The sequence below is a fragment of the Bradyrhizobium sp. SZCCHNR1002 genome, from assembly GCF_032381435.1.
GTDB classification, from domain to species: domain Bacteria; phylum Pseudomonadota; class Alphaproteobacteria; order Rhizobiales; family Xanthobacteraceae; genus Bradyrhizobium; species Bradyrhizobium aeschynomenes.
This window is the reverse complement of record NZ_JAUHIS010000003.1, coordinates 402369-415271: the sequence shown is the minus strand read 5'-3', so window position 1 is coordinate 415271 and position 12903 is coordinate 402369. Positions and strand designations below refer to the sequence as shown.

At 65.4% G+C, this 12903-nt stretch carries 15 protein-coding genes; 5 read left to right on the top strand and 10 right to left on the bottom strand.

Going from position 1 to position 12903, the window contains the following annotated elements:
* Nucleotides 1–343: 343 nt before the first annotated feature.
* From coaA to hisB, 7 genes are all read right to left on the bottom strand, one after another.
* Nucleotides 344–1300: a type I pantothenate kinase gene (gene coaA / locus QX108_RS18200; RefSeq protein ID WP_315723308.1), complete on the bottom strand. Its 957-nt coding sequence runs from the start codon at nucleotides 1298–1300 to the stop codon at nucleotides 344–346.
* 33 nt (nucleotides 1301–1333) lie between these two features.
* Nucleotides 1334–1657, bottom strand: coding sequence for a phosphoribosyl-ATP diphosphatase (locus tag QX108_RS18195; RefSeq protein WP_315723306.1), 324 nt, complete (start codon nucleotides 1655–1657; stop codon nucleotides 1334–1336).
* 90 nt (nucleotides 1658–1747) lie between these two features.
* On the bottom strand, nucleotides 1748–2524 hold the full coding sequence (hisF, locus tag QX108_RS18190) for an imidazole glycerol phosphate synthase subunit HisF (RefSeq protein ID WP_315723304.1): 777 nt from the start codon (nucleotides 2522–2524) through the stop codon (nucleotides 1748–1750).
* 11 nt (nucleotides 2525–2535) lie between these two features.
* Nucleotides 2536–3270 (bottom strand): 1-(5-phosphoribosyl)-5-[(5-phosphoribosylamino)methylideneamino]imidazole-4-carboxamide isomerase, encoded by a 735-nt coding sequence (gene hisA, locus QX108_RS18185; RefSeq protein WP_315781052.1) that lies wholly within the window; start codon nucleotides 3268–3270, stop codon nucleotides 2536–2538.
* Nucleotides 3271–3329: 59 nt separating this feature from the next.
* Complete coding sequence (gene hisH, locus QX108_RS18180) at nucleotides 3330–3980, bottom strand: imidazole glycerol phosphate synthase subunit HisH (RefSeq protein ID WP_315781050.1); 651 nt, start codon at nucleotides 3978–3980, stop codon at nucleotides 3330–3332.
* Nucleotides 3977–4501: a DUF2628 domain-containing protein gene (locus QX108_RS18175; RefSeq protein ID WP_172132602.1), complete on the bottom strand. Its 525-nt coding sequence runs from the start codon at nucleotides 4499–4501 to the stop codon at nucleotides 3977–3979. Before QX108_RS18175 ends, hisH begins: the two co-directional genes overlap by 4 nt.
* A 25-nt stretch (nucleotides 4502–4526) precedes the next feature.
* Nucleotides 4527–5120, bottom strand: coding sequence for an imidazoleglycerol-phosphate dehydratase HisB (hisB, locus tag QX108_RS18170; protein ID WP_315781047.1), 594 nt, complete (start codon nucleotides 5118–5120; stop codon nucleotides 4527–4529).
* 198 nt (nucleotides 5121–5318) lie between these two features.
* Here hisB and hslV point away from each other — a divergent pair, with 198 nt between their 5' ends.
* The 5 genes from hslV (at nucleotide 5319) to QX108_RS18145 (ending at nucleotide 9659) form a co-directional block, all read left to right on the top strand.
* Entirely contained in the window at nucleotides 5319–5879 is a 561-nt protein-coding gene (hslV, locus tag QX108_RS18165) for an ATP-dependent protease subunit HslV (protein WP_006612664.1), read from the top strand.
* A gap of 3 nt (nucleotides 5880–5882) precedes the next feature.
* Nucleotides 5883–6482 carry a DUF2585 domain-containing protein gene (locus QX108_RS18160; RefSeq protein WP_315723293.1) on the top strand — a complete coding sequence of 200 codons (600 nt, stop codon included), beginning with the start codon at nucleotides 5883–5885 and terminating at the stop codon, nucleotides 6480–6482.
* Nucleotides 6483–6494: 12 nt separating this feature from the next.
* Nucleotides 6495–7007 carry a GNAT family N-acetyltransferase gene (locus QX108_RS18155; protein ID WP_315781045.1) on the top strand — a complete coding sequence of 171 codons (513 nt, stop codon included), beginning with the start codon at nucleotides 6495–6497 and terminating at the stop codon, nucleotides 7005–7007.
* Between the two features lie 6 nt (nucleotides 7008–7013).
* Nucleotides 7014–8318, top strand: coding sequence for an ATP-dependent protease ATPase subunit HslU (gene hslU / locus QX108_RS18150; protein WP_315723288.1), 1305 nt, complete (start codon nucleotides 7014–7016; stop codon nucleotides 8316–8318).
* A 219-nt stretch (nucleotides 8319–8537) separates the two neighbouring features.
* The gene (locus QX108_RS18145) at nucleotides 8538–9659 is read left to right on the top strand and encodes a hypothetical protein (RefSeq protein ID WP_315781042.1); all 1122 of its coding nucleotides are present in this window, start codon (nucleotides 8538–8540) and stop codon (nucleotides 9657–9659) included.
* A gap of 3 nt (nucleotides 9660–9662) precedes the next feature.
* Here QX108_RS18145 and QX108_RS18140 read toward each other — a convergent pair whose 3' ends face one another.
* The 3 genes from QX108_RS18140 to QX108_RS18130 form a co-directional block, all read right to left on the bottom strand.
* On the bottom strand, nucleotides 9663–10238 hold the full coding sequence (locus QX108_RS18140) for a Smr/MutS family protein (protein ID WP_315723284.1): 576 nt from the start codon (nucleotides 10236–10238) through the stop codon (nucleotides 9663–9665).
* 12 nt (nucleotides 10239–10250) lie between these two features.
* Nucleotides 10251–11882 (bottom strand): murein transglycosylase A, encoded by a 1632-nt coding sequence (locus QX108_RS18135; protein WP_315781040.1) that lies wholly within the window; start codon nucleotides 11880–11882, stop codon nucleotides 10251–10253.
* A gap of 164 nt (nucleotides 11883–12046) precedes the next feature.
* The gene (locus QX108_RS18130) at nucleotides 12047–12748 is read right to left on the bottom strand and encodes a Tim44/TimA family putative adaptor protein (protein WP_315723280.1); all 702 of its coding nucleotides are present in this window, start codon (nucleotides 12746–12748) and stop codon (nucleotides 12047–12049) included.
* Nucleotides 12749–12903: the final 155 nt, after the last annotated feature.

Below are 12903 nucleotides of genomic sequence, written 5' to 3'. Positions count from 1 at the left end.
TGCTGCGCAATCCGACCTCTCCCCGCAAAAGGGCGGGGAGAGGTTGCGCCGCGCAAGCCTAATAAGCCGGGCAGTAAGTGGGCATACGCAAGGCAAGCTCTCTCCCCGGGTCATTCCGGGGCATTCGCGCGCAAAATGGCGCAGCCATTTTGAAGCAGCTCGAATGAGCTCGGAATCCATAGCCACAGGCCGCTCTTTGTTGAAGACCTTGGCCACGAGCAGCTCGGTTCACATGACCGATTGTGGTTATGGATTCCGGGCTCGCGCTTCGCGCGCCCCGGAATGACGGAGAGACTATTCGGCCCGCGACAAGTCGCGAAGTTTGTGCAGCTACACGGCGAACTCACAACCGCCGCAGCGCCACCGTCTCGATCTCGTGGTCCGCGCCCTTCTTCAGGATCAAGGTCGCGCGGGGGCGTGTCGGCAGGATGTTGTCTTCGAGATTGGCGAGGTTGGTGCGCTCCCAGATCGCGATCGCCGTCGCGATGGCCTCTTCGTCCGACAACAGCGCGTAGCGGTTGAAGTAGGAACGCGGATCGTGGAATGCGGTGTCGCGCAAGGACAGGAAGCGCTTCACGTACCATTTGCGCAGCACCGCCTCGTCGGCGTCGATGTAGACCGAGAAATCGAAGAAGTCCGACACCACGGGCACCGCCTTGCCGTCACGCGGCAGCGGCCCGGTCTGCAGCACGTTGACGCCCTCGACGATCAGGATGTCCGGCTGGTCGATCTCGGTCCACTGATTGGGCACGATGTCGTAGCTGAGATGCGAGTAGACCGGCGCGCGCACCGGATGGCGGCCGGCCTTGATGTCGGAGAGGAAGGCGAGCAGCCGTGCCTTGTCGTAGCTCTCCGGAAAGCCCTTCTTCTGCATCAGGCCCTGCCGTTCGAGCACGGCGTTCGGAAACAGAAAACCGTCGGTGGTGATGAGATCGACCTTCGGCCGCGGCGACCAGCGCGTCAGCAGCGCCTGCAGCACGCGTGCGGTGGTGGATTTGCCGACCGAGACCGAGCCGGCGACGCCGATGATGTAGGGCATCTTGCGGTCGCGGATGCCAAGGAACTGGCGCTGCGCGTAGTACAGCCGCTGCGCCGCATCGACATACATCGACAGCAAGCGCGACAGCGGCAGGTAGATGTCCTCCACCTCCTGCAGATCGAGGCGGTCGTGCATCGAGCGCAGTTTCGAGAACTCGCCGGGCTCCAAGGTCATCGGCGTATCGTTGCGCAACTCGGCCCATTGCTGGCGGGTGAAGACGCGGTACGGATTATATTGTTGTTCGGTGGTGCGCATATCCATGACGCTGCCCTTCGTTTCCCCCGCCGTCGCGCCCTACTCCGTCTTGCGCGACGCCTTTTCTTCCAGCCCCGATTGACCGGTCCGCTTGCCGAGCGCCGCCTCGACCTCCTCGAGCCGGACGTCGCGCGACTTCAAAAGCACCAACAAATGAAACAGCAGATCGGCGCTTTCGGAGATCAGATGCTCGCGGTCGGTGCCGACGGCGGCGATGACCGTCTCGACCGCCTCCTCGCCCATCTTCTTGGCGCATTGCGCCGGACCCTTGTCGAGCAGCTTGCGCGTATAGGACGTCTCACCATCGGCCGCGGCGCGCGCGTCGATGATGGCAGCCAGATCGTGAAGCGTGAAGCGGGACATCAGCCAGGACTCGAGCCAGGACTCGGAACGCAGGATCCGCCCAATGCGGCCGGATCCGCGTTCATCTAACATTTTTGCGGCGCAATGTCGTCAGGGATCGAGCCGCATCGGCAGGCCCTGGCGCACCATGTGCTCCTTGGCCTGCCGGATGGTAAATTCCCCGAAATGGAAGATCGAGGCGGCGAGCACCGCGGTCGCCCTGCCCTGCCGGATGCCGTCGACCAGATGATCGAGATTGCCGACGCCGCCGGAGGCAATCACCGGGACGGGCACGCTGTCGGCCACCGCCCGCGTCAGCGGCAGGTCGAACCCCTGCCGGGTGCCGTCGCGGTCCATCGAGGTCAGCAGGATTTCGCCGGCGCCGAGAGAAACCACTTCCTGGGCATATTCGATCGCATCGATGCCGGTCGTCTTGCGGCCGCCATGGGTGAAGATCTCCCAGCGCGACCCGCCCCCCGCCCGTGGCACCGACTTGGCGTCGATCGCCACCACGATGCACTGCTCGCCGAACTTCTCGGCGGCTTCCTTGACGAACTCGCGCCGCGCCACTGCCGCCGAGTTGATCGAGACCTTGTCGGCGCCGGAGCGCAGCAGGGTCTTGATATCGTCGATGGTGCGGACGCCGCCGCCGACCGTGACCGGCATGAAGCAGGCTTCCGCCGTGCGGCGGACGACGTCGAGCATGATGCCGCGATTCTCGTGGGTCGCGGTGATGTCGAGGAAGCAGAGCTCGTCGGCGCCGGCGGCGTCGTAGGCGATCGCCGCCTCCACCGGATCACCGGCGTCGCGCAGGTTGACGAAGTTGACGCCCTTGACCACCCGTCCGTCCTTGACGTCGAGGCAGGGAATGACGCGGACCTTGAACATGCTGTTCTCCCTTACCCGCGCGCCGCGCGGATCAGCGCCAGCGCTTCCGCCGGATCCAGCCGCCCATCATAGAGCGCACGGCCGGCGATGGCGCCTTCGAGCTTCCCGGCGCGAGGTGTGAGCATCGCCTTGACGTCGTCGATCGAGGCGAGGCCGCCGGAGGCGATCACGGGGATCGAGATGGCGTCGCCGAGCGCGATCGTGGCGTCGAGATTCAAACCCTTCAGCAAACCATCGCGCGCGATGTCGGTAAAGATGATCGCCGCGACGCCCGCGTCCTCGAACCGCTTGGCGATATCGAGCGCGGTGACTTCGGACGTCTCGGCCCAGCCTTCCACCGCGACCTTGCCGTCGCGCGCATCGAGGCCAACGGCGACACGGCCGGGAAAAGTCTTCGCAGCCGTCTTCACCAGCTCGGGGTCGCGCACCGCGGCAGTGCCGATGATGACACGGGTGATGCCCTTGCCGAGCCAGGCCTCGACCGTCTTGAGATCGCGGATGCCGCCGCCGAGCTGCACCGGCATCTTCACGACCTTCAGCATCGCCTCGACCGCCTGCGCGTTCATCGGCTTGCCGGCGAAGGCGCCGTCGAGATCGACGACGTGGAGATATTCAAAGCCCTGGTCGGCGAAGCTCTTGGCCTGGGCGGCGGGATCGAGGTTGAACACGGTGGCGCGCGCCATGTCGCCTTGCTCCAGGCGCACGCACTGGCCGTTCTTCAGATCGATGGCAGGAAACAGAATCATGTCTGGTGTCTCTCAAGAGCGCGCCCTGCCCGCCTCTTCAGGCGAACAGGAGACGGCGCTCACGGCTTCCATTTCAGGAAGTTGGAAATCAAAGCGAGACCGAACCGCTGGCTCTTCTCGGGGTGGAATTGCGTGCCGATGGCGGTGTCCTTGCCCACGATGGCGGTGATCGGCCCACCATAATCGGCGCGCGCCAGCACCTCGTTCTCGTTGACGGCATTGAGGTGATAGGAGTGCACGAAATAAGCGTGCAGCCCGTTCGGCCCGAGCGGCAGCTTCTCCAGCACCGGATGTTCCCTGAGCACGTCGAGCGTGTTCCAGCCCATATGCGGGATCTTCAGGCTCTCGTCGCGTGGCGTGATCTTCTCGACGTCGCCGGAGACCCAATCGAAGCCGTCGGTGGTGACGTGCTCCTTGCCGCGCGTCGCCATCAGCTGCATGCCGACGCAGATGCCGAAGAACGGCCGCGCCTTGTGGCGCACGGCCTCGGTCATCGCCTCCAGCATGCCGTCGACGGCGTCGAGGCCGCGGCGGCAATCGGCGAAGGCGCCGACGCCGGGCAGCACGATGCGGTCGGCGCGATACACCGTGTCGGGATCGCGGGTGACCACGACCTTCTGCGGATCTTCCATGCTGCGCGCGGCGCGCTCGAACGCTTTCGCGGCGGAATGCAGATTGCCGGAGCCGTAATCGATGATTGCGACGCTCATCGTCCACCTCCGGGTTCGGGGAACAAGCCAATGATGCTGGCATGGGGCAGCGGCGGCGGATGCTGTCCATTGCCGTTGTCACGCGTCGGCGGTGCGGCGCCGCGATCAACGGTGTAGTTGTCGTAACCGAGATCGCTGCGCCTTGCGGCCCAGCGCTCGAAGAAGCGGCGCTCGGCGGCGTCGAGATCGTCGGCCACGACGACATCGAGCTGGCGCCATTTGCCGCGCGAGTAGCTCCAGCGCTTGAGGCTGGAGGCTTCGAGCCCGAGCAGGACCGCGAGCAGCAGATCGACCAGCGCAATCGTGCCGCCGCCGATCCCGATCCGGACCAGCAAAACGTCGACGACGATCATCAGCACGATCCAGCCGAGCATCGCGAGCCACAGCCGGTGCCAGGCCAGCCAGACGGCGCCGAGCACGGCGGCCCAGAAATGGAAGCCGTCGCGGATGAACACGAAGCGATCCGTCGAACGCAGATCGGCCCCGGCGGCGAGGGGAGCGTGGATCGTATAGACGGGCATGTCGATAATCCCTTGGGGGAGGCGGTCAGCCGCCGAGCTGACCCTTGGTGGATGGCACTTCGCCCTGGTTGCGCGGATCGACCGCGAGCGCTGTCCGCAACGCCCGCGCCAGCCCCTTGAAGCAGGATTCGGCGATATGATGGGCGTTCTCGCCGTACAGCGTCTCGACATGCAGGGTGATGCCGGCGTTCATCGCGAACGCATTGAACCATTCGCGCACCAGCTCGGTGTCGAACTCGCCGATCTTGTCGCGGGCGAAGGTCGTGCGGAACACCAGCATCGGCCGGCCCGAGACGTCGATGACGACACGGGTCAGCGTCTCGTCCATCGGCATGTGGATCGAGGCGTAGCGAGTGATGCCGGCCATGTCGCCGAGCGCCTGGCGCACGGCCTGGCCGAGGGCGATGCCGACATCCTCGGTGGTGTGGTGGAAATCGATATGCAGGTCGCCGACCGCCTTGACGGTCATGTCGATGCGGGAATGGCGGGCGAGCAGATCCAGCATGTGATCGAAGAAGCCGATACCGGTCGCAATGTTCACGGCGCCGGTGCCGTCGAGGTTCACGGACACCTCGATGTCGGTCTCTTTGGTCTTGCGCTTGATGGACGCGCTACGCATGGGGTCAGCTTTCCCTTGAAAACGCGGCCCTTTTATCAGGCGGATGACACCTTAGCTACTGCGGGATGGCGCTCCCTGAGCCTGATCTCGGACCATGGTGAGCGGATTTCAAGGCCCGGCGCGGGCAGGGCAGGGACGCGGTAATTGTATCCCGGGCCCTGAGCGCCTAAATCAGGCCATCAACCCAAGGGACTTTCCATGCACGCATCTTCCCATGAGCCCACCGTCTGGCACGGCACTACGATCCTGACCGTCCGCAAGGGGGGCAGGGTGGTCGTGGGTGGCGACGGCCAGGTCTCGATCGGCCAGACCGTGATCAAGTCCAACGCCCGCAAGGTGCGCAAGCTCGGCAAGGGCGACGTGATCGGCGGCTTTGCCGGTGCCACGGCGGATGCGTTTACCCTGTTCGAGCGGCTGGAGAGCAAGCTGGAGCAATATCCGGGGCAGCTGACCCGGGCGGCCGTCGAGCTCGCCAAGGACTGGCGGACCGACCGCTATCTGCGCCGGCTGGAGGCGATGATGATCGTCGCCGACAAGGAGGTCTCGCTGGTGCTGACCGGGACCGGCGACGTGCTGGAGCCGGAAGCGGGCGTGATGGCGATCGGCTCAGGCGGCAATTATGCGCTGGCGGCGGCGCGGGCGCTGATCGACACCGACAAGGACGCCGAGAGCATCGTGCGCAAGTCGCTCGACATCGCCGCCGACATCTGCGTCTACACCAACCGCAACATCACCATCGAAGCACTCTCGGCCGAGTAGACGATGACCGCCGACGGGATCAGCATCGCGTCCCGCCGGTCACCCGGGCTGTGGCTCGGGCTGGTGCTTACGTTGCTGGCTTTACAGGCCGCCATCCTGTTCGCGATGGGGCGGCTGCCGATCTGCGCCTGCGGCACGGTCAAGCTGTGGCATGGCGTGGTGCAGAGCTCAGAGAACTCCCAGCACCTCGCCGACTGGTACACGTTCTCGCACGTCATCCACGGCTTCCTGTTCTACGCGCTGACGGCGCTGCTCGTGCCGCGGCTGCCGTGGCAGGGCCGGCTGATCATTTCTATGCTGATCGAGGGCGCCTGGGAGCTGGTCGAGAACTCCAGTCTCATCATCGAGCGCTATCGTGCGGCGACGATCTCGCTGGATTATTTCGGCGACAGCATCGTGAACTCCGTCGGCGACACGCTGGCCATGATGACCGGCTTTTTGCTGGCGCGGGTGCTGCCGGTCTGGCTGACCGTGCTGATCGCGATCGTGTTCGAGATCGGCGTCGGGTTGCACATTCGCGACAACCTGACGCTCAACATCCTGATGCTGGTCTATCCGACCGAGGCGATCCGGCAATGGCAGGCCGGCCCGCCGCTGCTGTGAGGGCAGGGCGTCATGAACCTTGGCTTTCGTCCGATGACCGAAGGCGACCTGCCCGCCATCCGCGACTGGCTGCAGCAGCCGCATGTGCGGGAGTGGTGGGGCGATCCGGACGAGCAATACGCGCTGATCGACGGCGATCGCGACGAGCCGGCCATGGATCAATACATCATGCTGATGGATCACGAACCGGCCGGCTATCTGCAGTGCTATGCCCTCACCCAATGGAACGACGGCTTCTTGCCGCAGCCGGACGGCACCCGCGGCATCGATCTGTTCATCGCCGGCGCCGAGCGTGTTGGGCGGGGCCACGGTCCGCTCGCCCTCCGGACCTTTTGTGGCCTGATGTTTCAGCGCGGCGTCCCGCGCGTGGTGACCGACCCGTCGCCGACCCATGCGCGCGCCATTCGCGCCTATGAAAAGGCGGGATTCCGGCGCGAGCGTCTGGTCGACACGCCCGATGGTCCCGCGCTGCTGATGTCCTGCGATCCCGCCGACTTGCCTCGCCGCCCATCCGAGCCTAGCTAGAGCCCCATGACCGACTTTTCCCCTCGCGAAATCGTCTCCGAACTCGACCGCTTCATCGTCGGCCAGGCCGACGCCAAGCGCGCGGTCTCCATCGCCCTTCGCAACCGCTGGCGGCGGCTGCAGCTCGATACGGGCCTGCGCGAGGAGGTGCTGCCGAAGAACATCCTGATGATCGGCCCGACCGGCGTCGGCAAGACGGAGATCGCGCGGCGGCTGGCCAAGCTCGCGGGCGCGCCGTTCCTCAAGGTGGAAGCCACGAAATTCACCGAGGTCGGCTATGTCGGCCGCGACGTCGAGCAGATCATCCGCGATCTCGTCGAGGTCGCGATCCACCAGGTGCGCGAGCGCAAGCGCAAGGACGTCGCCGCCCGCGCACAGTTGGCCGCCGAGGAGCGCGTGCTCGATGCGCTCGTCGGCGCCAATTCGAGCGCTGCGACCCGCGACTCGTTCCGCCGCAAGCTGCGCGCCGGCGAGCTGAACGACAAGGAAATCGAGATCGAGACGCAGTCGTCCGGCGGCGGCATGCCGATGTTCGAAATCCCGGGCATGCCGGGCGCGCAGATGGGCGCGATCTCGATCGGCGACATTTTCGGCAAGCTCGGCGGCCGCACCAAGACGCGGCGCGTCACGGTCGAAGCCTCGCACGACCTCCTGATTGCAGAAGAGTCCGACAAGCTGCTCGACAGCGACCAGCTGGTGCAGGAGGCGATCAGTGTGGTCGAGAACAACGGCATCGTGTTCCTCGACGAGATCGACAAGATCTGCGTGCGCGAGAACCGCCACGGCGGCGACGTCTCCCGCGAAGGCGTGCAGCGCGACCTGCTGCCGCTGATCGAAGGCACCACCGTCTCGACCAAGCACGGCGCGGTCAAGACCGACCACATCCTGTTCATTGCATCCGGCGCGTTCCATATCGCCAAGCCGTCGGATCTCTTGCCGGAATTGCAGGGTCGCCTGCCGATCCGTGTCGAGCTGCAGGCGCTGACGCGCGACGACATGCGCCGCATCCTGACCGAGCCGGAGGCGTCGCTGATCAAGCAATATGTCGCGCTGATGAAGACCGAAGGCGTGACGCTCGACATCACCGACGATGCGATCGATGCGCTCGCCGACATCGCGGTGGCGGTGAACTCGACGGTCGAGAACATCGGTGCCCGCCGCCTGCAGACGGTGATGGAGCGCGTGCTCGACGATATCTCCTTCACGGCGTCCGACCGCACCGGCGAGACCATGCGCGTCGACGCCGCCTATGTGCAGCAGCATATCGGCGACCTCGCCAAGAATGCGGATCTGAGCCGGTTCATCTTGTAAGCGGTCGTCAGTGTTAGCCTCGAACTCGCCTCCGACTCCGCCGTCGTCCCGGCCTTGAGCCGGCACCCAGAAACACCGAAGCTGATAGTAGCTGAAGATGGCGGCTCCAGCCCTGCCTCACCACAGACAGCGGTGGCTATCGGTCCCGGCTCGAGGCCGGGACGACACTGGTGGGTGTGGCAGCAGCCGTGGCAACATCGTCATTCGATCGGCCGCGGCATGACCGGCGCATATGCGAGACACTGGCGGCTGATGCTCGCCGTCAACGCCGCGATCATGCTCGGCGTGCTCCTGCACAAGCTCACGCTGCCGCCCTACATCCCCTACATCCACCTGCTGGTCGACTATCACCACGGCTTCATCAAGCGCGCGCTGATCGGCGCCGTCGTCGGCCTGTTCACCGCGAAGGTGCCGGTCTGGCTGGTGTTCGCGCTGGCCGGCCTCGTCTGGTTGATCACGTTCGCTCTGTTCGTGCAGCTGTTCCGACGCACCTTCTGCCTCGACCACGCGCACCTGCCATTGTTCGTGTTCATCGCCGGCTCGCCGTTCGTGTTCAAGAATTTCCTGTTCGCGCTCGGTCATTTCGACATCTATGGCTGCCTTGGCGCGATCATCCTGCTGCTGGTGCCGGCGAGCTCACTGAGTTACGTTCTGCTTGCGGCAATCATCTCCGCGGTGCTGGTGCTGATCCACCACATCCATCTTTTGATGTATGTACCGACCATCGCCGCCATCGTCGTGTTGCGCTACTACTTGCCGCGGACCGTCACGCGGCTCGACCTCGCGGTCGGTACGGCCGCACTGATTGGTCTGGGCGTGTTGTTCCTGGCGGCGCAGTTCGCCGGTACCATGCCGATGGCCGAGGCCGACTTCGTACGCTACCTGCAGACGCGCATGGTCGATCCGTCACGCACCGAGCTGCTGCAGTTCGCTTATGTCTGGTACCAGCCGCTCGCCAAGGAGGTGCAGGACACCTGGGCCCGGATGCCGTCGAACCTGCTCGGCATGCCGGTCTATGCGCTGCTGCTCTGGCTGCATCTGCCGCTGTGGCGCACTTTCAGAGATCTCATCGCCGCGCTCGAAGAGCGGCACCATCGCCGGATCGTCGTCGCCGCGCTGATCGTCATCAGCCTCGCCTATCTCGTGATGTTCGCGATGGTGTTCGACTATTCGCGCTGGATCTCGAGCTGGGTGGTCTGCATGATCCTGATGCTGCATGCGGTGAAGACGCTGCCGGCCGCAAGACCGATTTCTCCTATCGACTCCGACGATCGTCGGACCACGATCCTCGGCTGGATCGTCACCGCTATCCCGCGCGTCGGCATCATCCGGCCGTTCTGAGCCTCAGCCGCGCGGACGACGGATGCGGACATAGAGCGCGCCGGCGCCGCCGTGGCCGACATGGGCTTCCTCGAAACCAACGATCAGCGTGCGGAATTCGGGCAGGCTGAGCCAATGCGGCACCTGGCGCCGGAGCACGCCACGCTCGGGATCGGCGCCGATGGTGCCCTTGCCGGTGATGACGAGCACGAAGGTGAGACCGTCATGCTGGGCACGATGCAGGAAGTGATGCAGCGCCTGGTGCGCTCGGCTTTGGGTCATGCCGTGCAGGTCGAGCCGCGCATCGATCTCGCTGCGCCCGCGCGACAGTTTCGAGCGCTCCTTCCGCCCGAGCGACACCAGCGGCGGGATCGCCGGCCTGACCGGCTTGGGGATGACAACGGGCGCGACCGGTCGCGGCGTCGTCATCGCTTTGTCGGCCTGCGGCTCGGCCGTTGCCATTGGCGGGTGGAGCCGCAGCGGACGCGGCGTCTTGCGCAGCGGCTTGACCTGGCGGGCGACCGTCTCCCACAGCGCCCGCTCGTCCTCGGAGAGGCCGCGCTTGCGACGGCCGCGCGGCGGCTCGGGATCATGTGACATGGCAACGGCGGTTCATCGATGGTTGCGGTGGCGCCTGCCATAGCGCAATCGGCGGATATTGCGATCACTTTCCAGTCGCGGCCGGGCCTCAGGCAGTGGCACGGGCTGCGGGGCCGCCACGTTCTGCGCGACGGTGGTCGCCGCGCTTGCGTTGGCGGCCGGGGCAGGGGCCTTGGCATCCTTGGAAGGAGAGGCGGTCACGCTGGCCTGGTCCCGACCCTTCGCTTGATCCTGCCCCGTATCCTTGGCCGTATCTTTGGCCGGCTCCTTCGGCAGCACCTGCGGAAACAGTTTTGCGATCTTCTCCGACGGCCGCGCATCCGGCAGCGGCATCTTGCGGCCGCGCGCGACCGGATCGAGGCTGCGCGGCACCAGCATCACGAACTGCATGTTGTGCTTGAGCCGGCCCGAGACCTTGCCGGCCTCCTGTCCGGCGCCGAAATAGAGATCGGCGCGGGCAGGGCCTATGATCGCCGATCCCGTATCCTGCGCGATCATCAGCCGATGAAAGGCGGTCTTGGATTTCTCGGACTCGATCGGCAGTTCGCCGGTGATGAAGAACGGCGTGCCATAGACGTGCAGCGACTTGTCGACCGCGATCGAGCGGCCCGGCGTCAGCGGAATGCCCTGCGCGCCGACGGCCTCATCCTTGTCCGACAGCTGCACCTCGCGGAAGAAGATGTAGGAGCGGTTGGTCCGGCGCAGCTCGTTGGCGCCTTCCGGATTCTGCTCCATCCAGTCGCGGATGCGCTGCATCGACATCTGCTCGCGCGGGATGATGCCGCGCTCGATCAGGACGCGTCCGACCGGCGTGTAGGGATGGCCATTATAGGCGTCGTAGTTGATGCGCACGGTCGAGCCGTCGTCGAGGCTGATGCGCGCGGATCCCTGGATCTGTGCAAACAACAAGTCCGTCTGGTTCCTGAGCCATGCGATCTCCAGGCCGCGGCCCTCGATGGCGCCGTCCTCGATCTCCGCCCGGTCATAATAGGGGACCAGCTTGCGCCGCCCGATCTTGCGATACACCGGACCCTTGTTGGGCAGGCTCGTCGCATCCTGCTTGAAGCCGCGGACGAACAGGTTCGACGGACGCCGATAGACCGGAACGTTGTAGACCTCGTTCTGTGTCCGCGAGCCCTCGATGACCGGCTCGTAGTAGCCGGTGACGAACCCGTCGGCGTCGCCGAGCTTGGAGATCTTCAGCGGCTCGAAGTGGCGTTCGAAGAAGGCTTTCGCCGCGGCGTTGTCGGCGAGGTCGGACGAACGCGCCTCACGACAGGGATCACGCAGGGAATCGCCGAGTGCCTTGTCTTCCGTCGCTGCGCCGTTGGGCCTCGCCGCAATCGGCTTGCAGCTGGCGCGGAAGGTCCGGTAGGCCGCGAGCTGATCGTCATCGTTCCAGCCGGGGACCTCGCTCCATCCCAGCGGCAGATACTGGCTGTTGGTAATCTCGAGCGGCCAGTCGAGCGTGGGGTAGGGCAGGTGGCGAACTGGCGCAACAGGCGCGGCCGACCGGTGGCGGGCGCGCACGGCCTCGGCCGCATAAGGCGCAAGCGCCACAGCGGCGACGCTCAAGGCGAGCGCCGGCGTCCAATATCTGAGGCTACGGGCGGAAAAGCCCCGCTTCCAAATTTCGCGAACCATGCTTGCACCGTCAAAGTACCACTCAACGCGAAATTCTGAAAAAACGGGATCAAGAAATCAGCGCCGCCCGTCGTCTTGCTCCATTCGCGGCCGTGGCCGGTGTCGACTGCAGGTGCGAACTTTCCGAAACCGGACCGCACAAGGTCCGGGCCACACGGTCCTCGTCAATGACTGCCGGTGCCGACCAGCTTCCAGTTCGGATCACGCGAACCGGTGTCGCGGGCGAAGGTCCAGATGTCGGTGATGTCGGCGACCTTCTCCGGATTGCCGTCGACGATGTTGCCCATCTTGTCGCGGGTCACGGAGATCATCTGCGACACGAACCGCACCGTCAGCTGAGCGGTGCGGTCGCGCGCCTCGGCGCCGACGAGCTCGGCGGTGTCGATCGAGACGAAGCGGGTCTCGGTCTTCTGCTCCTGCCTCTCGCGCTCCTTGATGACGGAGTCGAAGCTGTCATAGACCTCGGACGACAGCAGGTCGCGCAACGCGCGGCGGTCGCCATTGGCGAAGGCCAGCACGATCATCTCATAGGCGCTGCGCGCACCGGTGAGGAAATGGCGGGGATCGAACGAGGAGTCGCTGGCGACGATCGCGTCGAGGCCGCGCGCGAGCGGCGTGCCCGGCTCGGCCACCCCGCGCCAGCGATCGCTCGGCGCACCGAAATCAGCGCCCGTGGCGGGGCCTGCCGGATCGATCGGCGCGCCGGGAACCGGCATCACATGATTATCGGGCGCGCCCTGCACGGCGTTCCGGGCTGCGCGATCGAATGGGGTTCGCTCGTTGCCGGTGCGCTGGCCGAGCACGGCGCGCAGGCGCACGAAGATGAAGACCGCCAACGCCAGGAAGATGATGGTATAAATGTCCACGTCGTGTTCGCTTTCTGACTGACTTGTCGGGCCGGACGCGGGGTCTGGCCACTGGAGCCCGTTTACCAAGAACCGGGTAAAGACCCATGAAACGGTCCGTCTCCGGAGGATGTAGTCATCGAATTGGGCCGGGCCAATGGCACATTGTGGCACTA